Annotated in this window: 21 protein-coding genes; 11 read left to right on the top strand and 10 right to left on the bottom strand. The window is 66.5% G+C overall.

Translation table 11 applies throughout. From position 1 onward, the window contains the following. The 4 genes from C1704_RS17470 to C1704_RS09505 form a co-directional block, all read right to left on the bottom strand. On the bottom strand, nt 1–882 hold an 882-nt coding region (locus C1704_RS17470), incomplete at its 3' end, for a retention module-containing protein (RefSeq protein WP_170064664.1). A gap of 291 nt (nt 883–1,173) precedes the next feature. Further along, nucleotides 1,174–2,529 carry an HlyD family type I secretion periplasmic adaptor subunit gene (locus tag C1704_RS09515; protein WP_245876436.1) on the bottom strand — a complete coding sequence of 452 codons (1,356 nt, stop codon included), beginning with the start codon at nt 2,527–2,529 and terminating at the stop codon, nt 1,174–1,176. Nucleotides 2,530–2,540: 11 nt separating this feature from the next. Then, nucleotides 2,541–4,745, bottom strand: coding sequence for a type I secretion system permease/ATPase (locus tag C1704_RS09510; protein ID WP_104302475.1), 2,205 nt, complete (start codon nt 4,743–4,745; stop codon nt 2,541–2,543). A gap of 18 nt (nt 4,746–4,763) precedes the next feature. Further along, nucleotides 4,764–5,309, bottom strand: coding sequence for an NUDIX hydrolase (locus C1704_RS09505; RefSeq protein WP_104302474.1), 546 nt, complete (start codon nt 5,307–5,309; stop codon nt 4,764–4,766). Between the two features lie 82 nt (nt 5,310–5,391). On the opposite strand from C1704_RS09505, the gene C1704_RS09500 reads away from it, so the two are divergent. The 3 genes from C1704_RS09500 to pgeF are packed head-to-tail and all read left to right on the top strand — an operon-like array spanning nt 5,392 to nt 7,495. Continuing rightward, entirely contained in the window at nt 5,392–6,090 is a 699-nt protein-coding gene (locus C1704_RS09500) for a fumarylacetoacetate hydrolase family protein (RefSeq protein WP_104302473.1), read from the top strand. Between the two features lie 8 nt (nt 6,091–6,098). Further along, nucleotides 6,099–6,740, top strand: coding sequence for a maleylacetoacetate isomerase (gene maiA / locus C1704_RS09495; RefSeq protein ID WP_104302472.1), 642 nt, complete (start codon nt 6,099–6,101; stop codon nt 6,738–6,740). A gap of 59 nt (nt 6,741–6,799) precedes the next feature. After that, nucleotides 6,800–7,495, top strand: a complete 696-nt coding sequence (pgeF, locus tag C1704_RS09490; protein ID WP_245876435.1) for a peptidoglycan editing factor PgeF — start codon at nt 6,800–6,802, stop codon at nt 7,493–7,495. On the opposite strand, the gene C1704_RS09485 is transcribed toward pgeF, so the two are convergent. Next, on the bottom strand, nt 7,427–7,717 hold the full coding sequence (locus C1704_RS09485) for a hypothetical protein (protein WP_104302470.1): 291 nt from the start codon (nt 7,715–7,717) through the stop codon (nt 7,427–7,429). The two genes, pgeF and C1704_RS09485, sit on opposite strands and share 69 nt — an antisense overlap. 158 nt (nt 7,718–7,875) lie before the next feature. On the opposite strand from C1704_RS09485, the gene phaC reads away from it, so the two are divergent. From phaC to phbB, 3 genes are all read left to right on the top strand, one after another. After that, a complete protein-coding gene (gene phaC / locus C1704_RS09480; protein ID WP_211286910.1) occupies nt 7,876–9,549 on the top strand; it encodes a class I poly(R)-hydroxyalkanoic acid synthase in 1,674 nt (557 codons plus the stop codon). 27 nt (nt 9,550–9,576) lie between these two features. Then, entirely contained in the window at nt 9,577–10,755 is a 1,179-nt protein-coding gene (locus C1704_RS09475) for an acetyl-CoA C-acetyltransferase (protein WP_104302468.1), read from the top strand. Between the two features lie 106 nt (nt 10,756–10,861). Then, on the top strand, nt 10,862–11,599 hold the full coding sequence (gene phbB, locus C1704_RS09470; protein WP_104302467.1) for an acetoacetyl-CoA reductase: 738 nt from the start codon (nt 10,862–10,864) through the stop codon (nt 11,597–11,599). Here the strand turns inward: phbB and mnmH are convergent. Together mnmH and C1704_RS09460 are read right to left on the bottom strand one after the other, a co-directional pair. After that, nucleotides 11,574–12,671: a tRNA 2-selenouridine(34) synthase MnmH gene (gene mnmH / locus C1704_RS09465; protein ID WP_104302466.1), complete on the bottom strand. Its 1,098-nt coding sequence runs from the start codon at nt 12,669–12,671 to the stop codon at nt 11,574–11,576. The two genes, phbB and mnmH, sit on opposite strands and share 26 nt — an antisense overlap. A 32-nt stretch (nt 12,672–12,703) precedes the next feature. Next, on the bottom strand, nt 12,704–13,360 hold the full coding sequence (locus C1704_RS09460; protein ID WP_104302465.1) for an arylesterase: 657 nt from the start codon (nt 13,358–13,360) through the stop codon (nt 12,704–12,706). Here C1704_RS09460 and C1704_RS09455 point away from each other — a divergent pair. The 4 genes from C1704_RS09455 to C1704_RS09440 all read left to right on the top strand — a co-directional run bounded on the left by C1704_RS09455 (nt 13,359) and on the right by C1704_RS09440 (nt 16,134). Next, nucleotides 13,359–14,045: an ABC transporter ATP-binding protein gene (locus C1704_RS09455; RefSeq protein ID WP_104302464.1), complete on the top strand. Its 687-nt coding sequence runs from the start codon at nt 13,359–13,361 to the stop codon at nt 14,043–14,045. The genes C1704_RS09460 and C1704_RS09455 overlap by 2 nt on opposite strands. A gap of 10 nt (nt 14,046–14,055) precedes the next feature. Continuing rightward, nucleotides 14,056–14,790, top strand: coding sequence for a 23S rRNA (guanosine(2251)-2'-O)-methyltransferase RlmB (gene rlmB / locus C1704_RS09450; protein ID WP_104302496.1), 735 nt, complete (start codon nt 14,056–14,058; stop codon nt 14,788–14,790). Nucleotides 14,791–14,858: 68 nt separating this feature from the next. Then, nucleotides 14,859–15,491: a uracil phosphoribosyltransferase gene (upp, locus tag C1704_RS09445; RefSeq protein WP_104302463.1), complete on the top strand. Its 633-nt coding sequence runs from the start codon at nt 14,859–14,861 to the stop codon at nt 15,489–15,491. Between the two features lie 163 nt (nt 15,492–15,654). After that, a complete protein-coding gene (locus tag C1704_RS09440) occupies nt 15,655–16,134 on the top strand; it encodes a DUF302 domain-containing protein (protein ID WP_104302462.1) in 480 nt (159 codons plus the stop codon). Nucleotides 16,135–16,162: 28 nt separating this feature from the next. On the opposite strand, the gene C1704_RS09435 is transcribed toward C1704_RS09440, so the two are convergent. After that, nucleotides 16,163–17,347: an MFS transporter gene (locus C1704_RS09435; protein ID WP_104302461.1), complete on the bottom strand. Its 1,185-nt coding sequence runs from the start codon at nt 17,345–17,347 to the stop codon at nt 16,163–16,165. After that, complete coding sequence (locus tag C1704_RS09430) at nt 17,344–18,354, bottom strand: D-2-hydroxyacid dehydrogenase family protein (RefSeq protein WP_104302460.1); 1,011 nt, start codon at nt 18,352–18,354, stop codon at nt 17,344–17,346. Before C1704_RS09430 ends, C1704_RS09435 begins: the two co-directional genes overlap by 4 nt. Nucleotides 18,355–18,485: 131 nt before the next feature. On the opposite strand from C1704_RS09430, the gene C1704_RS09425 reads away from it, so the two are divergent. Continuing rightward, complete coding sequence (locus C1704_RS09425; RefSeq protein WP_245876434.1) at nt 18,486–20,915, top strand: penicillin acylase family protein; 2,430 nt, start codon at nt 18,486–18,488, stop codon at nt 20,913–20,915. A 12-nt stretch (nt 20,916–20,927) separates the two neighbouring features. Here C1704_RS09425 and mdoH read toward each other — a convergent pair whose 3' ends face one another. Next, complete coding sequence (gene mdoH / locus C1704_RS09420; protein ID WP_104302459.1) at nt 20,928–22,892, bottom strand: glucans biosynthesis glucosyltransferase MdoH; 1,965 nt, start codon at nt 22,890–22,892, stop codon at nt 20,928–20,930. Nucleotides 22,893–23,050: the final 158 nt, after the last annotated feature.

Raw genomic sequence — 23,050 nt, 5'->3', positions numbered from 1 at the left:
CACCGTGGTGGACTCGCCGGCGGCCAGCAGGGGGTCGGCGGCGGTGATGGTCAGGGAGGGTGCGGCCGTGTCGGCGGCCAGGGTCAGATGGGCTCCGCCACCTGCATTGCCCGCCAGGTCGGTGTAAGCCCCTGCGCCAATGGTGATAGACGGCTGTTCAGTGCCCGCCTGTGTGAAAACAGCTGTCCACGTGGTCGGTCCCGTCTGAGTCAACCCGCTCAGGGAGCCTCCGGTGACAGTGACCCCGCCGAGCCCGAAGCCGGCAATGGGCTCCGTGAACTCGAAGGTCACGGTGGTGGATTCACCCGCAGACAGCAGAGGGTTGCTCGGTGTGATGCTGACTTGAGGAGGGATCAGGTCGGATGGTGTGGTCGGATTGCCCGGCACGGTACTGACCGCATCAGCAGCCAGCGCATCAAGGCGCTCCGGGGCGAGTGCCGACAGTCCTGTGGCAGGCGGAGTCGGCTCGCGCGAACCAACTTCCTCCACGATCCGTTCCACGCGCAGACCCGGCGTCATGCCGTCACCGCCTGCGTCGGCTGTGAGGCCGGCAGCGGGGCCATCCTGCCCCCCCGTGGCGCCAGGCTCCAGCGAGGCGATGACCCGATCGATGTCTTCCGACGCCACGACGGTGGCCGCCTTGACGTCGTGTGTGGGCATCAGCGCCGCAGCCGTCAGGGCCTCTCCCTCCCGTGGCACATAGGTGGCCCCCGCTTCATCCTGAATTTCGAGCTGGGCGCCATCGGCCAGCACCACCACGTCACCTTCCCTGATGACGTCTCCGAGACGCAAGGGTCGCATCTGTCCGTTCGCTTCTCGAACGAACGCTTGGCCGATCAGTGTGGAAACAGTGCCGATGATCGGGGCGGGGGAGCTGGCCATGTGGAGTCCTTGAGAGTTCATTGGGCGACAGAACCCATGGCTCCAGCATAGTCAAATCGCTTTCACAAATTGACACGAGGATGTCCATCGATTCGTGATCTTGCGCACGAAAGCGGGGCTGATTTCCAGGATTTGTGCCAAGCCCCCGCACTCAGGTGGATCCATGCGAGGGCTGAAAGACCACGGACCTGCAGAAACTCGCAGACTGAGCCAGTTTTTGTGAATGCCGTCACGGAATCACGATTGATCCGGCCTTTTTGTGACGAGTGAAGCCGGTGGGCTGTGCGCTTCTCAACGCTCGGTGAGAGCGACTGACTTGGCCCGCAGGATGGGCTTGAGCAGGTAGCTGAGCACGGTCTTGTTGCCGGTCAGGATGTCAACTTCGGCGGTCATCCCGGGGAGGATGGGCAATTGCTCGCTGAATGCCGGCCGGTCGGTGCGCACGCGGATCACGTAGAAGGCGTTGCCACGCTCATCGACCACCGTGTCCGGGCTGATGTTCTCGACCTTGCCGCTGAGGCCGCCGTACACAGCGAAATCATAGGCCGTGAACTTGACGACGGCTTCCTGACCGGGCCGGATGAAGGCGATGTCCTTGGGCAGCACGCGCGCTTCGAGCAGGAGGGCATCATCCAGGGGCACGATCTCCACAATGTCGCGACCCGGCTGGATCACGCCGCCCACGGTGTTGGCCAGAAGGCGTTGCACGGTGCCTCGCACGGGGGAGCGCACCGATGTCTTGTCCACACGGTCGGCCAGCGCAACGGTGCTTTCGTTCAGGGCCGCCAGCGTGCCAAGGAGCTCGGAGAGCTCCCTGCGTGCCTCGTTGCGGAAGCCGATCTCGGTCTCCTGGATCTTGCGCTGCGCCTCACCGATCGCGGCCTGGACCCTGGCGATCTGCGCGCTGGCCTGTTCGGCCTCTCCGCGAAAACGAGCCACGTCGCGCTCGAGCCTGAGCACGTCCACCTCCGACACCGCACCGGAGGCCAGGAGAGGCCGCGTCTTGTTGAGCTCCTGTTGAGCGAGGTTGAGCCCCTGCTGAGCGGTGCTGAGGCGTGCACGCATCTCGGCCAGTTCCTGCTGACGTTGCAACAGCTGCTGCTGGTTGATGGAAAGGAGGTTGCGCAGCTCCGCCTGACGCGCCTCGAGCAAGCGACGCTCCTCCTCGACGATCCTCGCCTCTTCGGCGTTGCCGGCTGCCGGTTGCGGCGGCGCGAAGGGGGTGCCTTCGACCAGCGAGCGCAACCGGGCCTCACGCGCACGCAAGGCGAAGGCCTGAGCCCGGCTCTCGTTGACGCCCGACACGGCACGCGTCTCGTCGATTCGCAGCAGAAGCTGCCCCGGCTCGACCACCTGGCCCTCACGCACCAGGATCTCGGCGACCACCCCTCCGTCCAGCGATTGCACCACCTGCAGCTGGCGCGACGGGATCACCCGGCCTTCACCCCGGGTGACCTCATCCACGCGGGCCAGCGAGGCCCACACCAGCAACACCACCACAATCACCAAGGCCAGCCGCACGATGCGTTGCGCCCGGTGCGTGGCACGGCGGCTCATGACTTCGTCCGCCTCGAACTCGAAGCCACGGAAGCTGCGTGATCCCTCTTCGCCTTCGCGCAAGCCGGTCTGCGATCGCCACCAACTCATCCAGCGCCGCATCATGCCGCCCTCGCGATCTTGCCTGTGGACAGCGCTTCAAGGATGCGGTCTCGCGGCCCGTCGGCGACGATCTTGCCCGCATCGACGACGATCACGCGCGTGGCCAGTGACAGCAGTGAAGTGCGGTGCGTGACCAGCACCACCGTCTTGCCCTGGGCGAAGCGGCTGATCTGGGCGTTGATGTGCGCCTCGCTGGAGAAATCCATGGCGCTGGTCGGCTCGTCGAGCAGCAGCACGGGGGAGTTGTGCAGGACGGCCCGCGCGATGCCGACCGCCTGACGCTGGCCTCCAGAGAGTGACTCGCCGCGCTCTCCCACCATCATGTCGAAGCCCAGGGGGTGACGATTGACGAACTCCAGCAGGCCGGCGACTTCGGCGGCCGCAAGCAGGGTAGAGTCATCGGCGTAGGGCAGCCCCAGGGTGATGTTTTCCCGCAGCGTGCCATAGAACAGCGTCACGTCCTGCGAGACGCAGGCGACGTTACGGCGCACATCGGCCGGGTCCAGCTGCCTCACATCGATGCCGTCGATCAGCACCGAGCCTTCGGTGGGGCGGTACAAGCCCAGGATCAGCTTCTCGATCGTGGACTTGCCTGATCCCACCCGACCGATCAGCGCAACGCGATCTCCAGGCGCCACCTTGAAGCTCACGCCATCCAGCGCGTTGTCCTGCCGATTCGGATAGGCGAACTTCACTGCACGAAACTCGATTTCGCCTTTGAACTCCTTGCGCTGCACATAGTGCGCACCAGCCGGTCGTTCGACAGGCTGTTCCATGATCTTGTTCAGCGATTCCAGCGCCGTGCGTGCCCCCTGGTACTGCATCAGCAGACCGACGATCTGGCCCGCCGGACCGAGCGCACGCGAGGCCAGCATGGTGCATGCGATGAGCCCCCCCATGGTCAGCTCGCGCTGGCCGATGAGGTACACCCCGATCAGGATGATGACCACCGAGACGAATTGTTGGACGCTGGCAGTTCCATGCAGTGCCGAAGCCGACAACCTGCGCATGCGCACGTTCAGGGCGGCAAGGTGTGCGTTGGCACGTTCCCAACGGTTCTGGACGACACTTTCCGCAGCCTGGGTCTTGATGGTTTCCAGGCCCGTCAAGCTCTCCACCAGCGTGGCGTTGCGCATCGCGCTGGCGCGGTAGGTCTGTTCGGCCAAGGCGTGCAGTCGGCTCTGCAAGGTGTAGGCCAGGAGCAGCACCACCCCCACGGACACCAGGACGGGCAGCACCAGCCACGGGGAAATCCACGCGATCAGCACGATGAACAGGATCGCAAATGGCAGGTCGATCAGCGCCGTCACGGTCGATGACGCGATGAAGTCCCGCACCTGCTCGAAACTGCGCAGGTTTGCCGCCATCGAACCCACCGATTCGGGGCGGTTTTCCATGCGCAGGCCAAGCACACGCTCCATCAGCGTGGCCGAGATCTGCACGTCGATGCGCGCGCTGGCCTCGTCGATGAAGCGCCCGCGCAGACCACGCATCAGCAAGTCGGCGCCGATCACCAGCGTGACGCCGATGGCCAGGGCCCAGAGCGTCTCCACGGCCTGGTTGGGGACCACCCGGTCGTACACATTCATCGCGAACAACGGGAACACCAGCGCGAACAGGTTGATCAGCAGCGCCGCCCAGAGCACATCCCGATACACGAAACGCTGGTCGATCACCGCCCCCCAGAACCAGTGCTGAGTGCGCGCGGGACGCACCGGGGGGGTGCGCGCGTCGAACCGGAAATGGGGTCTGACGAACAGTGCAAGGCCGCTGTATCGTGCTTCCAGCTCGGCGCGTGTGAAGCTCACCGCGCCCTGGCCCGATTCAGGGAGCAGTACGCGAGCATGATCGCCGCTGTCGTCCCAGCCGAGCAAGACGCAGGCTTCGTCGCCCTTGAGCAGCAGGATGGCTGGCAACAATACCGTGTCAATATCGGCCAGCGTGCGCCTTTGCAGTTTGCAGGCCATGCCCGCGCGTGAGGCGGCCCGCTCCACCAGCGACAGCGACAGGCGTCCTTCAGGCAAGGGCAGGCCGGCCGACAGGCTGGCACGGGTGGCTGATTGCCCGTGCAACCGGCAGACTTCGATCAGGCAGTCCAGCAACGGGTCGGCATGAACGAGGTCCTCACGCAGCCGCGCAGCGCGTTCAGCGGCTGCGCCAATCGGGGAGGGGGCAGAAGCGGCGGCGGTGGGGGCGTCGGACATGGACGGCGCAGGTGGAGCTCAGGCGATATCGGCGGTGTGGAGGCGAAACTGCCCGCGACGACGATCCTCGAAGTAGCGCAACAGCGTTTCTCGCACGGTGCGGAAAGCCAGCTCGTCCCAGGGAACCTGGCTCTCCTCGAAGAGCCTGACCTCAATGGACTCCGGCCCGGGGTGGAAATCGGTATCCAGCAGGCGAGCCCGATAAAACAGATGAACCTGACCGACCCGGACCACGTTCAGGACGGCGAACAAGCCTTCCAGTTCGACTCGAGCGCCAGCCTCCTCGTCGGTCTCGCGCACCGCTCCCTGCTCGGTGGTTTCGCCCAGTTCCATGAACCCCGCCGGCAGAGTCCACAGGCCGTAGCGGGGCTCGATGTTGCGGCGACAGAGCAGGACGCGGTCTTGCCAGACTGGCACGGTGCCCACCACGTTGAGCGGGTTGACGTAATGAACGGTGCCGCAGGCCGGGCACACCGCACGCTCGCGGTTGTCGTCCGCGGGGACCAGATAGTCCACCTCTGAACCGCAGGCTCGGCAGTGCTTGATGTGGCGGGCGTGGAGCATGGGCGGCAGTGTAGCGTGGGGCCCTGCGACGCCGCAGGCCATGCGGTGTAGCATGCGGCTTTGAAGTTCTCAGGAGTTTCCCTTGTCCGACGTCTTTGCCGCCCCTGCCATTCCCCGAGTGCCCGTTGCCGGCAGCAGTGACACTTTTCCGGTGCACCGCATCTATTGCGTTGGTCGCAATTATGTCGAGCATGCGATCGAGATGGGGCACACCGGCCGTGAGGCCCCTTTCTTTTTCCTCAAGCCCGCAGACGTCATCGTGCCGGTTGATGCCGGCACCACCGGGCAGATGCATTACCCGGGGCTCACCGCCAATCTGCACCATGAAATGGAGCTGGTGGTGGCCATTGGCAAAGGCGGGCGCAACATCCCGGCGGCCCAGGCGCTGGACCATGTCTGGGGCTATGCCGCGGGGCTGGACATGACGCGACGTGATCTGCAGAACGACATGAAGAAGCAGGGTCGGCCCTGGTGCATCGGCAAGGCTTTCGAGGAATCTGCCCCCATCGGCCCCATCGTCCCGGCAGCGCAGGCCGGCAGCGTCCTGGACGCCGGAATCGAACTGCGCGTCAATGGCGAAGTGCGTCAGTCCAGCCGCACCAGCAAGCTCATCTGGAGCGTGGCGGAGGTCATCGAACACCTGTCGGCGGCTTGGACCCTGGCGCCCGGAGACCTCATCTTCACCGGCACGCCCGAAGGCGTGGGCCCGGTGGCGGTCGGTGATCTGCTGGTAGGCAGGATCGATGGTCTGCCCGAGTTGCAGGTGCGCATGGTGGGATGACGGGTGGCATGAAGCTCTACAACTATTTCCGCTCCTCGGCGTCGTTCCGGGTGCGCATTGCGCTCGAGCTCAAGGGGCTGTCCTACGACTATGTGCCGGTTCACCTGGTCAAGAACGAACAGCTTGCGCCGGCGTTTGCCGCGATCTCGCCCGAGCGTCTGGTGCCGCTGCTGGAGGTCGAAGGTCGGCATCTCAGCCAGTCGCTGGCCATCATTGAATATCTGGACGAAACCCACCCTGAGCCTGCCTTGCTGCCGGCCGACCCCCTGGGCCGCGCCCGCGTGCGTGCGCTGGCCCAGGACATCGCCTGCGAGATCCATCCACTGAACAACCTGCGCGTGCTGCGGTACCTCGTGCACCAGATGAGCGTGTCGGAAGAGGCCAAGAATGCTTGGTATCGCCACTGGGTGGAGTCGGGGCTGGAAGCGGTGGAGCGCCAGCTCGCCGGCTCCGCAGCCACGGGTGCGTACTGCCATGGCGATGCGCCGACGCTGGCAGACTGTGTCCTGGTCCCGCAGATCTTCAACGCCCAGCGCTTCGACTGCAGGCTCGACCATGTTCCGACGGTGATGCGGGTGTTCGACCACTGCATGCAGCACCCCGCGTTCCAGGCAGCCCAGCCTTCGAGCTGCCCGGACGCACAAAGCTGATGGCCACCACGCCGTGGTACCGTCCAGCATGGTCGGCGCCAGCGGGTGTCCAGTCCGCGATGACCACCCGTGAGGGCGGGGCCAGCTTGCCGCCTTTTTGCGGCTTCAACCTGGGCGACCATGTCGGCGACGACCCTGCGACCGTGGCGCGGCACCGTGCCCAACTCACGCAGGCGCTGGGCGTTCGCGCGATCTATCTTCACCAGGTGCATGGCACCGAGGTGGTGCGACTGGACGATCGCACATCGGTGGCGGGCCCTCTGACCGCCGATGCGGCCATCACCACCGTACCGGGGCTGGCCTGCACCATCATGGTGGCCGATTGTCTGCCGGTGCTGCTTGCGCACCGCCAGGGGCGGGGCGTGGGGGCGGCGCATGCCGGCTGGCGTGGCCTGGCGGGAGGGGTGGTCGAGCGGACGGTGGCGTCCCTCGCCGACGCTGCGGATGCGCGACCCTCGGATCTGGTCGCGTGGCTGGGGCCGTGCATCGGGCCGCGGCGCTTCGAAGTGGGTGAGGAGGTTCGCGCAGCGTTCCTGCGCGGGCAACCGGGGGCTGACACCCACTTCAAGCCCGGCGAGCGGCCCGGGAAGTGGTGGGCCGATCTTCAGGGGCTGGCGCGCGACCGCCTGAGCCAGTGCGGTGTGACCGAGATCAGCGCAGAGCCTGCCTGCACCGTCGAGGACGCCTCACGGTTCTTTTCGTACCGGCGCGACGGGCGCACCGGGCGCATGGCCGCCCTGGTCTGGCTCGGGTGACCCAGTCCTTTCGGTGGCCTGGGCTTCCAGCTGCTGCTCGAACGCTCGGCGAGCCCTTCGCCGGGCCGGTGTGCCCAGCAGGTACATCACGAGCGAGACCGGACCCAGGCCATAGAGCAAGAAGGTGAAGACCGCGCCAATGACCGTGCCCTGGGTGCTGGTGGCTTCGGCCACCGCCATCATCAGAGCCACGTACAGCCAGGCGATTGCAACAAGATACATCGGGCACTGGGCTTGCAAGGCCGGGGCGCCGCCTTGGCCTGCGTCAAGCAAAAAAGCAAACGCCAATTATGGGGGCTGCGGTATGTCCGGTTTCGGTGCCGGGTCGGTGTACAAATGCAGTGTTCGACAGTGCGCCAATCAGAACCACCGAGGAGCAGATGAAGCAACCCACGCCGCGTGACCACGACCCCGCCCAGGCTTTCGGAGAGAACGTCGGGGAAGCCATGGCCGCCCTGGCGCGGTTGAGCATCCCCGCCGATCGGCTCGCTGCTCTGCAGGCGGATTACCTCAAGGAGGCCACGGCCATCTGGAACGGCCTGATCGGCACCGGAGGTGATGGGGCACTCAAGCCAGCAGATCGGCGCTTTGCCGCAAAAGAATGGTCGGACAACCCCATGGCGGCCTACATCGCCTCGGTCTACCTGCTCAATGCGCGCACCTTGATGAACCTGGCCGACAGCGTCGACGGGGATGAAAAGACGCGTGCCCGATTGCGATTCGCGGTCCAGCAGTGGATCGACGCCACGGCGCCGAGCAATTTTCTGGCCTTCAACCCCGAAGCCCAGCGCAGGGCCCTCGAGACGCAGGGCGAAAGCATTGCCCACGGGCTGCAGCATCTTCTGGCAGACCTCCGGCAGGGCCATATGTCGCAGACCGACGAAAGTGTCTTCGAGGTCGGTCGCAACGTGGCCACCACCGAGGGATCGGTGATCTTCGAGAATGAAATCTTCCAGCTCATCGAGTACAAACCGTTGACGGCCCAGGTGTACGAACGGCCCTTGCTGATCGTGCCCCCGTGCATCAACAAGTACTACATCCTGGATCTGCAGCCCGACAACTCGCTCATCCGCTACGCCGTGGAGCAGGGACACCGTGTGTTCGTGGTCAGCTGGCGCAACGCCGATCAGAGCATGGCCGCCCTCACATGGGACGACTACATCGAAGACGGCGCCATCCGGGCGGTGCGTGTGGTGCAGGAGGTCTCGGGACGGGAGGAGATCAACACACTGGGCTTTTGCATCGGCGGCACCATCCTGGCCACGGCGCTCGCGGTCTTGGCCGCCCGGGGCGAACAGGTCTCGAACAGCCTCACCTTGCTGACGTCCTTCCTCGATTTCAGCGACACCGGCGTGATCGACATCTTCGTGGATGAGGCGGCCGTGCAGATGCGCGAGCTCACCATCGGCGCACAGTCCCCCACCGGGCCCGGACTGCTCAAGGGCCAGGAGCTGGCGGCCACCTTTTCGTTCCTTCGACCGAACGACCTGGTGTGGAACTATGTGGTCGGCAACTACCTCAAGGGTGAAACGCCGCCGCCCTTCGACCTGCTCTACTGGAACTCCGACAGCACGAATCTGCCCGGGCCGATGTACTGCTGGTACCTGCGCAATACCTACCTCGAGAACAACCTCGTCGTGCCGGGCAAGGTCACGGTGTGCGGACAGCCCGTGGACCTGGGCAGTATCAAGGCGCCAGCGTTCATCTACGGGTCACGCGAGGACCATATCGTGCCGTGGAAGGGGGCCTACGCTTCGACCCAGGTGCTCAAAGGCAAGAAGCAGTTCGTCCTGGGGGCGTCCGGGCACATTGCCGGGGTGATCAATCCGCCGGCCAAGAACAAGCGCAGCCATTGGACGAATGCCAGGCTGCCCACCGACCCCGAAGCGTGGCTCTCCGGGGCCAAGGAGCATCCGGGCAGCTGGTGGACCAGGTGGTCCGACTGGCTCAAGGCGCACGCCGGCAAACAGGTGCCAGCGCCCAGAGCCCAGGGCAACCGCCGCTACAAGCCCATCGAGCCGGCTCCGGGCCGCTATGTCAAGGCCAAGGCTTGATCCGTGATTTCAATGAAGGAGAACGTCATGAGCGACATCGTCATCGTTTCAGCCGCCCGCACGGCGGTGGGCAAGTTCGGCGGCGCGCTGGCCAAAATCCCGGCCGCAGACCTGGGTGCCACCGTCATCGCCGAGGCCCTGCGCCGTGCGCGACTGACGGGTGAGCAGGTGAGCGAGGTCATCATGGGCCAGGTGCTTCAGGCCGGGTGTGGCCAGAACCCGGCGCGTCAGGCCGTCATCAAGGCGGGGCTTCCCCAGGCTGTGCCGGCCATGACCATCAACAAGGTGTGTGGCTCGGGCCTGAAGGCGGTGATGCTGGCCGCCCAGGCCATCCGCGACGGCGACGCCGAGATCGTGGTCGCCGGCGGGCAGGAAAGCATGAGCCTGTCGCCGCACGTGCTGCTGGGCTCGCGTGACGGCCAACGCATGGGCGACTGGAAGATGATCGACTCCATGATCACCGATGGCCTGTGGGACGTCTACAACCAGTATCACATGGGCATCACTGCCGAGAACGTGGCGAAGAAGTACGGCATCGGCCGTGAGGAGCAGGATGCCCTGGCCCTGGCCTCCCAGCAGAAAGCCGCAGCGGCCCAGGATGCAGGCCGATTCAAGGACGAGATCGTCGCCGTCCACATTCCGCAGAAGAAGGGTGACCCGTTGGTTTTTGACACCGACGAGTTCATCAATCGCAAGACCAGCGCCGAAGCTCTCGCGGGGTTGCGCCCGGCCTTCGACAAGGCCGGCAGCGTGACAGCGGGCAATGCCTCAGGCCTGAACGACGGTGCCGCCGCCGTGGTGGTGATGAGCGCCAGAAAGGCAGACCAGCTCGGCCTGCAGCCCCTGGCGCGTATCGCCTCCTACGCCAGCGCAGGGCTCGACCCGGCGCTGATGGGCATGGGCCCGGTGCCGGCGGCGCGCAAGGCGCTGGAACGCGCTGGCTGGAAGCCGGCCGACCTGGACTTGCTGGAAATCAACGAAGCCTTTGCCGCACAGGCCTGTGCAGTCCACAAGGAAATGGGATGGGACACGAGCAAGGTCAACGTCAACGGCGGGGCCATTGCCATCGGCCATCCCATCGGAGCTTCGGGCTGTCGCATCCTGGTCACGCTGCTGCACGAGATGCAGCGCCGTGATGCGCGCAAGGGCATCGCCTCGCTGTGCATCGGGGGCGGCATGGGGGTTGCATTGACGGTCGAACGCTGAGATTCCCTGTTCCGGCCCGGATGCACAGGGAGAGTCCGGGGTTGACCGCAACCGCCTTTCGGTCAACTCTGGCTCCGGGCCTCACACCATTCATCAGGAGCAAGACATGAGTCAGAAAGTCGCATACGTCACCGGCGGCATGGGCGGCATCGGCACGGCGATCTGCCAACGCCTGGCCAAGGGCGGATACAAGGTCATTGCCGGCTGCGGGCCCAGCCGTGACTTCCAGAAGTGGCTGGACCAGCAGAAGGAGCAGGGCTATACCTTCTACGCCTCGGTGGGCAATGTGGCCGACTGGGATTCCACCGTGGAAGCCTTTTCGAAGGCCAAGGCAGAGCACGGCCCGATCGACGTGCTGGTCAATAACGCTGGCATCACGCGTGACCGCATGTTCCTGAAGATGTCGCCCGAGGACTGGCATGCGGTGATCGATACCAACCTCAACAGCATGTTCAACGTCACCAAGCAGGTGGTGCCTGACATGGTGGAACGCGGCTGGGGCCGGATCATCCAGATCTCGTCTGTCAACGGCGAAAAGGGTCAAGCCGGTCAGACCAACTATTCGGCGGCCAAGGCAGGCATGCATGGCTTCACCATGGCTCTGGCGCAGGAACTGGCGGCCAAAGGGGTGACGGTGAATACCGTGAGCCCGGGGTACATCGGCACCGACATGGTGCGCGCCATCAAGCCGGAGGTGCTCGAGAAAATCGTGGCGACCATTCCCGTCAAGCGTCTGGGGACGCCCGAAGAAATTGCCTCCATCGTGGCCTGGATTGCCTCAGACGATTCCGGCTTTGCCACAGGCGCCGACTTCTCCATCAATGGCGGGCTGCACATGGGCTGAGGCCCTGATGGCCGTTGCCCGGGCCGGCGAGTTCGCGCGCAAGCCTGTCGAAGGCTTCCTGTGAACCCGCCCCCGGGTTGACGGCAACAGCCTGCCCGAACCGTGCAAAGTTGCGCTGCGTGGAGGCAAGGTAGTTGGGGTCGTAGTGCTCCACGAGCAGCGCCTCGACCATCTCGGCCACCCGGCCTGCACGGGCCAGCTGCTTCCAGCGCTCCACCACCGCTCTCCCCCGCAGGGCGACGAGGTGATCGAGCTGACGGCACAAGGCTTCGACGTCGCGTACGAAGAAGTCGTAGTCCTCCATCAACAGCGCGATGCGCTCGGGCAATTCGAGCTCCACGTGCAGGCAATCGCTGCTGCGCATGCACTCGATCAGTCGGGCCGGCACCTGAAGGCTGCCGATCTTGCGGCTTTCGCTTTCCACGTAGACCGGTCGGCCCGGATCCATCTTGTGCAGCGCTTCCCAGATGCGGTGTTCGAATTGTTTTTGCGCCGGTTGGGGCTGCCCAGGCAGCAGACCCAGCACCGACCCCCGATGCTCGGCCAACCGCTCCAGGTCGAGCACCTGGGCGCCGGCGGCCTGGAGCGACTGCAACAGGCGGCTCTTGCCTGAGCCGGTGCGGCCGCACAGCACCCGCCACTCGAAGCGCTGGGGCAGGAGGTCCAGGTCTTGCACCACCTGGCGCCGCCATGCCTTGTAGCCGCCTTCCAGCAGATGCACCCGGAACCCGATCTGTCCCAGCACCAGCGCCAGCGACCCGGAGCGCTGCCCGCCCCGCCAGCAGTACAGCAGGGGTTCCCAATCCTTGGGCTTGCCCTGCACTTCGCGTTCGATGTGGGCGGCGATGTTGCGGGCGACGAACGCGGCGCCGATCTTGCGCGCCTCGAAGGCCGACACCTGCTTGTAGCAAGTGCCCACGATGCGGCGCTCCTCGTCGTTCAGGGACGGCCAGTTGATGGCGCTGGGCAAACGGTCTTCGGCGTACTCGGCCGGTGAACGGGCGTCAACGACGTCGTCGAAATCGGACCAGCGGGCCAGGGCCCCGGCAGGGGTGATGGACAGGACAGGCATGGCCCGATTGTCACCCGGGCCGCGCAATGCATTCAGCGAACGAGCAGACGCCTCAAGCTCGGCCAGACGTTATCCAGCAGCACGGGCTGAGCTGATTCGTTCGGATGGATGCGATCAGCCTGGAAGTACTTGGCCGCATCGGGAATGTCTGCCACACCCTTGAGCAGAAAGGGCACCAGGGGGACCTTGTGCTGAGCAGCGACGGTCTCGAAGATGGATGCAAAGCGCTCCGTGTAGGCGCGGCCATAGTTGGGGGGGACCTGGATGCCCACCAGCAGCACCCGGGCGCCGGCATCCTGACTGGCCTTCACCATGTCGGACAGGTTGCGCTCGGTCGACTCCAGTGGCAGACCGCGCAAGGCGTCGTTGCCGCCGAGTTCGATCACCACGTGCGTCGGCTGGTGCTGGCGCAGCAGGGCCGGCAGGCGCGAGCGTCCCCCGGCCGAGGTATCCCCGCTGATGCTCGCATTGATCACCACACCGGCGAAGCGTTCACGCTTCAGCCTGTCCTCGAGGAGGGCGACCCAGCCGCTGCCGCGCGTGAGTCCGTACTCGGCAGACATGCTGTCGCCGACGACGAGGATGCGGGCAGGCGCCTCCGCACGCACCGGGCTCGCAGAAAACCCGGCAACCGCCAGGACCGCCAGGCACGCGATAAAGTGGCGTCGTTCAAACAAGCGCATCATCATGACCCAACCCATCATCGCCGTGGAGCACGTCACCAAACGGGTGGCCGACTCCACCGGCACGCTGACGATTCTCCACGATATCGATTTCGCACTGGCGCCAAGGGAATCGGTGGCCATCGTGGGGGCTTCCGGCTCTGGCAAGTCCACCCTCCTGTCCATCATCGCGGGCTTGGACACGCCCAGCGAAGGGACGGTGAGGCTGGACGGCATCGACCTGTTCGCCCTGGACGAGGACCGGCGCGCCGAGGTGCGTGCGGCCAAGGTGGGCTTCGTATTTCAGAGCTTTCAGCTGATGGCCAACCTCACTGCCCTCGAGAACGTGATGCTGCCGCTGGAGTTGCAAGGGCGATCCGATGCACGAGCGCGCGCCACGGCCATGCTGCAGCGGGTGGGGCTGGGTGAGAGGCTGGGGCACTATCCCCGGGTTCTCTCGGGCGGCGAGCAGCAGCGCGTCGCCCTGGCGCGGGCCTTCGTGGTGGAGCCTGAGCTGCTGCTGGCCGACGAGCCCACCGGCAGCCTGGACTTCGCCACGGGCGAAACCGTCATGGAGCTGATGTTTGCGCTCAACCGGGAACGCGGCACCACACTCGTGCTGGTGACCCATGACCGAAGCATTGCGCAGCGCTGTGATCGGCAGATCCGCATCGAGGCCGGACGCCTTGCGGCGGCGGCTCTGGCAGCCTGAGGATGCGGTCGTGAGCTCACCCAAGATCCTTTTCGGCTTCCATGCCGTCACGGTGCGGCTGAAGACCGCTCCCCAGTCCATCCTCGACATCCACGTGGATGCCAGCCGGCGCGACCAGCGCATGCGCCAGTTCGTCGCCCGCGCCCAGGAAGCAGGCGCACGTCTGATCGACAGTGATGACGAACGTCTGCAGCGTCTGTGCGGCACGCATCGCCACCAGGGCGTGGTGGCGCGGGTGCAGACCGTCGCCCAGGCGCGCTCGCTGGACGACCTGCTCGACACGCTGAACGAGCCGCCACTGTTGCTGGTGCTCGACGGCGTGACCGATCCGCACAACCTTGGGGCCTGCCTGCGTGTCGCCGACGGGGCCGGTGCGCATGCGGTGATCGCACCCAAGGACCACGCTGTGGGCCTGAACGCGACGGTGGCCAAGGTGGCCAGCGGTGCGGCGGAGACGATGCCTTACTTCATGGTGACCAACCTGGCCCGTACGCTGGGCGAGCTGAAGGAGCGCAGCATCTGGATCATCGGCACCGCCGAGGATGCGCCCAGGACCGTCTATGACGTCGATCTGAAGGGGCCGGTCGCCTTGGTGCTCGGGGCCGAGGGGCCGGGCATGCGGCAGCTCACGCGCAAGACCTGCGACGAGCTGGTGTCCATCCCGATGCGCGGCGCGGTTGAAAGCCTGAACGTGTCGGTGGCCAGCGGCATCTGCCTCTACGAGGCCTTGAGGCAGCGCCGCTGAGGTTGCGCAGGACCCGGCGGCAGCGCTCGCTACACTGGCGTCTGCCTCTTTCCTCCTCGGTTCCTGCCATGCCTGTCATCGAAGTCCAGCACCCCCTCGTCAAGCACAAGATCGGTCTCCTGCGAGAGGCCGATATTTCCACCAAGAAATTCCGCGAGCTCACGTCCGAGGTCGCCCGTTTGCTGGCCTACGAGGCCACGGCGGACTTCCCGCTGGAGAAGGTGACGCTGGAATGCTGGAGCGGGCCCACCGCGGTGGACCGCATCAAGGGCAAGAAGGTGACGGTGGTACCGGTGTTGCGGGCGGGCATCGGCATGCTCGACGGGGTGCTGGACATGATCCCCAACGCCAAGATCAGCGTGGTCGGCCTTTCGCGCAACCACGACACCCTGCAGCCGGAACACTACTTCGAGAATTTCGTGGGCGACCTGGGGGCGCGCACAGCGCTCATCATCGACCCCATGCTGGCCACCGCGGGCTCCATGAACGCCACCATCGACCTGCTCAAGCGCAAGGGCTGCCAGGACATCCGGGCGCTGGTGCTCGTGGCCGCGCCGGAGGGCGTGAAGGCTCTGGACACGGCCCACCCGGACGTGCGCTGCTGGACGGCGGCCATCGACAGCCACCTGAACGAACAGGGGTACATCATCCCGGGGCTGGGGGATGCGGGGGACAAGATCTTCGGCACGAAGCACGACTGACGTGCAGCCGCCTGGGCACACAAGTCGCTAATTGTAAAAACACCAGCCTGTCAATCAAAATTCACGCACAGCCCCTCGTTTCGTTGTAAAAACACCGCTGTTGTCCAGTACGACGCTGCGCCCTGCGGTGTCGTTGTTCTGTTCAAGACGGAAGGAGGAGTCCATGCCACGTTCCACGTCCCGCCGCACCCCGCTGCGCTTGTGGATGACCGGCTGCGTCGCCGTCGTGATGGCCGCCATGGGGTCGAACCTGGCCCGCGCCAAACCTGAACAAGCCCTGGAGCGGTCTGGCCGCCACGCCATGGTGAGCCCCTACGATGTCGAGGAAACCGTCTCGAAAATCGAGGCGGCAGCGTCCTCTCACGGGTTGGTCGTTTTTGCGAAACGGGCTTCCGGTGAACAACGGGAGGCGACGCTGGTGCTGGGATTCTCCGGCGGCGTGACGCCTGTGATGATGGGTGAACACGCCGCGGACATCGAACTGCCCTTGCAGATCGACGTGGTGCGGGGGGCCGACGGGCGCACGGAGGTGCGCTTCCACGATCCATGGATGTGGACTGGGGATGGGGCGGACGCTGCGCCAGACGAACTGAGGGCGATCCGGCCTCTGCCCGACCTGCTGCAAAGCGCCCTGGCCGTCTGACAACGACGGCCTGCAGGCTCAGGGTGTTTCAGTGGGGCGCCGGAAGCACAGCGCCCCGTGCGCAGGCGCGAGCCGCCCACAGGCTCAGGGCCAGGGCGGCCCCCACCAGCAGCAGCCCCACCCAGTGCAGATGGCCGTAGTCGCCGTGGCTGACCAGCCACCCTCCACCGGCAGCACCCACAGCCTGTCCAAGGTAGATGGCCGAGGTGTTCAGGGCCATCAGGGCAGGCGCCAGCAGGGGGGCCACATGACCCAGGCGTGCCTGCTGCGCCGAGTTGGAGGCCATGCAGCCCAGCCCCCAGGGCACCAGCACCAGCAGCATGGCCCCCACGCTGCGGGCCATCGGCCATAGCGCAAGGCTGACCAGGATCAACGCCAGCAGCCAGGCCACGGCCCGATGGGCGCCCATGCGATCCACCTGCCGCGACAGTGCGAGGTTGCCCGCAAGCCCGAAAAGGCCGAACCAGCCGAACACCAGGGCGAGTTCGGCAGGGGTGGCCTGCATGACGTCGCGGAAGTAGGGCGCAAAGTAGGAGAACACCGTGAACTGGCCGGCCCCGGCCAGGGCCGTCACACCGACCATGGCCATGAGGACCGGGTTGGCGATCACGCCTCGCCAGGCTCGCAGGCTCAGCCCCGGCGGCTGGATGCCTGCTGGCATGCTGCGGTACACCACGGCCGCCGTCACGAGCGCCAGCACCGCGACGCCCCCCATGGCCACGCGCCAGCCGTAGGTTTCACCCACCCAGGCATTGAGCGGCATGCCCAGGACCGAGGCCAGCGCCCAGCCCAGGAAAACCGTCGTGATGCTGCGCCCGCGCTCAGCGGGGGCGGCCATGTGCCCGATGGCCGCTGCCGCCTGCGGGGTGAAGACCGCCGCCGCCAGCATGGTCAGGGCCCGCACGGGCCACAGGGTGCCATAGTCGGGCATCAGCGCGCTCAGGGCATGGCCCAGGCCGTACCAGACCAACGCGGCCACCAGGAGGCGACGCCGATCCCAGCCGGACACCCACACCGCCAGCAGTGGAGCCCCCACACCCATCACCACGGCAGCGATGGCGATGAGCTGTCCGGCCACGGCGACCGACACCTGCAGCGAGGCTGCCATGTCGTTGAGCGTGCCGGCCACCACCATCACGCCACAACCGATGACGAAATTGCCCATCAACAGGGCCCGTCGGGTCGGGCCCAGCGGATGGCTGGCCGTGTTCATCCCCGAAAGACCTTGAGTGCGTCGGGGTTGACCAGGTTCGTGGGCTGACCCTGGATGAACTGGATGACGTTCTGGAAGGCCGCACCGAAATAGAGCTCATAGCTGTCTTGCTCGACGTAGCCGATGTGCGGCGTGCACACCGCGTTCTCAAGCCGCAGCAACGGGTGGCCGGGCAGAGGGGGTTCAGCCTCATAGACGTCGACGGCTGCCATGCCTGGCCGGCCCTTGTTCAGCCCGCTCACCAGCGCGTTGTCCTCCAGCAGCTCGGCCCGCGAGGTGTTGACGAACAGGGAGGTGGGCTTCATGCGCAGCAGGTCGTCCAGCTTCACGATGCCGCGGGTCTCGGGCACCAGGCGCAGGTGCAATGACAGCACGTCGCTGGCCTCGAACAGGGCTTCGCGGCTGAAGGCAGCATCGAAGCCATCCGACTGGGCACGCTGGCGTGAGGCCTCGCTGCCCCACACCAGCACCTTCATCCCGAAGGCCCGGCCATAGCCGGCGACGAGCTGGCCGATCTTGCCGTAACCCCACACACCCAGCGTCTTGCCCTTGAGCACCATCCCCAGGCCGAAGTTGGGCGGCATGGACGCCGCTTTCAGGCCTGATTGCTGCCAGGCCCCGTGCTTGAGGTTGCCGATGTACTGCGGCAGCCGGCGCATGGCTGCCATGATCAGGGCCCAGGTCAGTTCGGCGGGTGCCACGGGGGAGCCCACGCCCTCGGCCACGGCAATGCCCAGGCGCGTGCAGGCCTCGATGTCGATGTGGGGGCCGGCCCGGCCTGTCTGGGAAATGAGTTTCAGGCGGGGCAGTTTTTCCAGCAGCTGCCGCGGGAATTGCGTGCGTTCCCGGATCAGCACCAGCACATCGGCGTCGCGCAGCCGCACCGACAACTGGCCGATGCCCTTGACCGTGTTGGTGAAGACCTTGGCCTGATAGGGCTCGAGCATCGCCGCGCACTTGAGCTTGCGCACGGCGTCCTGATAGTCGTCCAGGATGATGATGTTCATGTGCCGGGATTCTGCATGCTTCTGAGCGTGTGCGCTGTGCAGGCGTGCAACAAGGGACACCGGCACTCTGTGACACACTCCGCCAGACCGCCTGCGCAGGACAGGCAAGACACGAAGATGGAGACAGTGACGTGAAGTGGCTCAGAGGGATCCTGGCAGGTGTGCTTCTGCTGGTGCTGGCGGCGGGTGCGGCCGTGTGGACTTACCGGGTGCTGGTGCTGCCGAAGACCCAGGGAGAGCTGGACGTGGCGGGGCTCTCGGCGCCGGTGAGCATCACCCGTGACGCCCACGGCATTCCCACGATCAAGGCCCAGTCGATCGAGGACCTGATGTTTGCCCTGGGCTTCGTGCATGCCCAGGACCGTCTGTGGCAGCTCGAGACGCACCGCCGCATCGGCAGTGGCCAGGTGGCCGAAGCGTTCGGCGAGGCGGCCCTGGAAACCGACCAGTTCCTGCGCGCCCTGGGTGTGCGCCGGACAGCCGAGCAGCAATGGGCGGCCGTCGAAGGGGAAACCCGCGCGGTGCTGGAGGCTTACGCGGCCGGCATCAACACCTTCGTGGAGCAGCACATGGAGGCGCGTCCCCCGGAGTTCATCGTCCTGGGCCTGCAGCCGGGGCGCTGGGAGCCGGCCGACACGCTGGCCTGGATGACGATGATGGCCTGGGACCTGGGAGCCAACTGGAATGCCGAGCTGATCCGCATGCGCCTGGCACTGAACCTGCCGGTGGATCGCATCAACGAACTGATGCCGCCGTATCCTGGCGAGCAGCCGCTCCCGGTGGCCGATTACGCGGCCCTGTACCGGGAGCTCAAGGTGGACGGCAGCCTGGGCCTGCAGGCCCTGAACGCTGCGCCGCCCTCGGGCATCGAGGGCCAGGGCTCGAACAACTGGGTGGTGTCGGGCGCCCGCTCGGCCACTGGCCAACCCCTGCTGGCCAATGACCCCCACCTCAAACTCAGTGCCCCGGCCTTGTGGTACTTCGCGCGGCTGGAAGCCCCGGGTTTCAAGGTGGCGGGCGCCACGATGCCGGGGCTGCCCGTGGTGGTGCTGGGCCAGAACGAGCAGATCGCCTGGGGGTTCACCAACACCGGCCCGGACGTTCAGGACCTGTATCTGGAAGAGATCAAGGCCGATGACCCGAGCCAGTACCGCACCCCCGAGGGCTGGGCCAGCTTCGAGACGCACGAGGAAGTGATCAAGGTGCGTGGCAAGCCCGAGGTGCGGATGACCGTGCGTTCCACCCGGCATGGGCCGGTGATCTCCGACGCCCAGATCGCAGCGACCCAGGGCCTGACCGGGCCGCAGGGAGCCCCCCGCTACGCCCTGGCCATGCGCTGGACGGCGCTGGACGTGCCTAACACCTCGATGGAATCGGCCCTGGCCATGAACCGCGCGAGCAGCGTCCAGACGTTCATCGAGGCCACGGCCCTGAACGTCGCCCCGATGCAGAACATGGTGGTGGCCGATCGCGAGGGGCGCATCGGCTGGGTCGCTGCTGGGCGTGTGCCCCTGCGCTCCCCGGACAACGACCTGAAGGGGCAGGTGCCCTCGCCGGGCTGGGACGCCCGCTATGACTGGGTGGGGTATCTGGACCCGTCTCTGACGCCGCGCGACATCGACCCAGCGAAGGGCTGGATCGCCACGGCCAACCAGCGCATCCATGGGCCCGACTATCCGCACTACCTGGGCAGCGAATGGGCCTTGCCGTACCGGCAAGACCGCATCGAAGCCTTGCTGGAGGCCCGCGCCACGCATGACCTGGACAGCTTCGCCAAGATGCAGGCCGACGAGCTCTCGCTGGCCACCGTGAAGCTGCTGCCGGCACTGCGGTCGGCCCGGTCCGAGCACCGTCTGGCCGCGTCGGTTCAGGCACAACTGGCCACGTTCGACGGGGTGATGGCCGCCGACCGCGCCGAGCCCCTGGTCTTCTGGGCCTGGGCGCGCCACCTCACCGAGGCCGTGCTGGCCGACGAGGTGGGGCCGGAGTTCCTGGCCCGCACGATGGTGGGGTCACGCAACTACCGCGATGCCATCGAGGGCATCTTGGAGCGCAACGACGCCTGGTGGTGCGATGACAAGCGCACCACCGACATCACCGAGACCTGTCAGCAGCAGATCGACGTGGCTTTCACCCGCGCATTGGAGGAACTGGAGGCCTTGCAGGGGCCGGACCCTTCGAAGTGGCAGTGGGGCCGCGCCCACGTGGCGCGAGCCGAACACCGCCCCTTCAGCCGCATCAAGGCCTTGTCGCCCCTGTTCGAGCTGCGTGCCCCGGTGGGGGGGGACACCTACACCGTCAACGTGGCCCGGGTGAATCTGCGGGCCGACAGCACGACGGGCGAGCGCTATCTCAATGAGCACGGCCCGAGCCTGCGAGCGCTCTACGATCTGAAAGACCCGTCGCAGTCGCGCATCATGCATTCCAGTGGCCAGTCGGGCATTGCGCTGTCACGCCACTATCACGACTTCCTGCCGCGCTGGGCCGCGGTGGACTACGTTCCTGTCTGGATGCCGGCCGGGCAGGAGGGCGCGACGCTCACGCTGCGCCCCGCGCGCTGAGGGTCAAGGGCCTCAGGCCGCCACGGCCTGGGGCTGGCGCGCGAACCGCCAGGCCCGACGCAAGACGCGCGGCGCGTGCCGCTCCTCGGGGATCAGCAGGGTGCGAGTGGCCTGAGACAGATCGTTCTCCCGGCTCGTCCACACGGCCAGGGGGGCGGCGGCCAGCAGGGGCAGCCCGACCGGCAGCATCCAGGGCAGGGCTGGGAGATGCGCCACGCCCAGCGCCAGCAGGGCGAGCCCGGCACCGGCCGATTGCGGAGCGAAGCGGCGCAGGGCATCGCGCCAACGCAGCGCCAGCGCCTCGCGGGCCGGCGAGGTCCAGCCGATCCGCCAGCCGGTGAGCGCTGCCACCACGAAACCGGTGTGGGCCGCCATGCGCACCGGCGCCTGCACCACGGACAAGGCGGCTTCGGCCATGGCGCTGCGCACCAGGGCCCAGCCCCCGCCAAACTCCGCCTGTTCGCGGCGCAGGAAGACCACGGCCACGGCCAGCGCGCGCGGCAGCATCAGCAACGTCAAGGTGAGCCCCCACAAGGCGAGCAGGTGGCTGGGCGGCGCCAGGCCCGTGCCGTCCGATTGAGCCGCATGCTGCACCCAGCTGGCCACGCCCAGCCCCAGGAAGGCCAGCCACAGCGGCGCCGACACATAGGCCATGGCGCCGGTGGCCAGCATGGCCCGGTGCACGGGATGCAGTCCCGGCTCGGCGATGAGCTGGAAGTTCTGCAGGTTGCCCTGGCACCAGCGGCGGTCACGCTGCAACTCCTCGATGAGATTGGGAGGGTTCTGCTCGTAGCTCCCACCCAGGTCGGAGACCAGCCAGACGTGGTATCCGGCGCGGCGCATCAAGGCGGCTTCGACGAAGTCGTGGGAGAGGATTTCACCGCTGAGGGCACCGCGCCCGGGGACATCGGCCAGTCCGCAGTGGGCCATGAACGGGGCCACGCGGATGATGGCGTTGTGCCCCCAATAGTGAGATTCGCCGAGTTGCCAGTACTGCATGCCCAGCGTGAACAGGCGACCGGTGACGCGCGAGGCAAACTGCTGGGCACGCGCGTGCAGCGTGGTCTGACCCACGGCCTGCGGCAAGGTCTGGATGATGCCCGCCTGAGGGTGGGCCTCCATCAGGCGCACGAGGTCCGTCAGGCACTGCCCGCTCATCACGCTGTCGGCGTCCAGGACCACCATGTAGCGGTAGTTGCGCCCCCAACGGCGACAGAAATCGGCGACATTGCCGGCCTTGCGATGGCGGCGCAGCTTGCGGCGGCGGTAGTACACCTGCACGGCGATCCCGTCCTCGTCGAGCGAGGCGCGCAGTTGTTCCCAGGCGGCCCGCTCGGCGGCCCAGAGTTCGGGCTTCGAGCTGTCAGACAGGATGTAGAGATCGAAATGGCGCTGCCCGCCAGTGCTGGCCAGCGATTCGCAGGTGGCGCGCAGGCCGGCGAACACGGTCGGGACGTGCTCGTTGCAGATTGGCATGATCAGCGCAGTGCGCGCGTCGTCAGGCAGCGGGCGATGTCGCACGGCATCGGCGGACAGGGCGTAACGGTCGCCTCTCAGATGGACCACGAATCCCATCAGGGCCGTGGCAAAGCCGGCGGACACCCAGGCGAACAGCAGCGCGAAAAGACCGATCTGAGCAGTCCGCAGGGCCTGAAGGCCGACGCTGTCTGCGGCGGGCAGCATGTGCGCCAGCCACACCGTGGCCACAACCGTGAGGGCCGCGATGGTGGCCAGGAAGGCACGGCGTCGCCGGGTGGCCGCCTGCTCCCAGGGGGCCGGGTTGTCGTGCAGCGACGACGGCGTGCCTGACGTCGGCTCGCCACGCAAGGCGTGCGCCAGTCCCGCGCGCAGCCCCACCCAAGGGCGGGCCGGCATGGCGCTGCGGTGCAACGGCGGCGCCATCGCTGCATCGGCCGAACGAGGCGGGCAGGGCGCACCGCGCGAGGCAGATGAAAAGGACGTGTCCAGGGTCGACATGAAAACTCCGTTGGGAGCCCGTCCTGCACGGGCACTGAAAGCAACTACGCAATCGATGTGCCAGATTAATTTTTATGTTTAAAATCAAATAGATAGGTAGATTTTCTGAAGTAAAATGTGAGGAAGCGACCCTGCGCAAGCCGCAAAGGCAGGGGGAT

Source organism: Caldimonas caldifontis (assembly GCF_002930615.1).
In the GTDB taxonomy this organism is placed as follows: Bacteria; Pseudomonadota; Gammaproteobacteria; order Burkholderiales; family Burkholderiaceae_C; genus Caldimonas; species Caldimonas caldifontis.
Note: the sequence above shows the minus strand (reverse complement) of the source record. Positions and strands in the feature narration are given on the sequence as shown.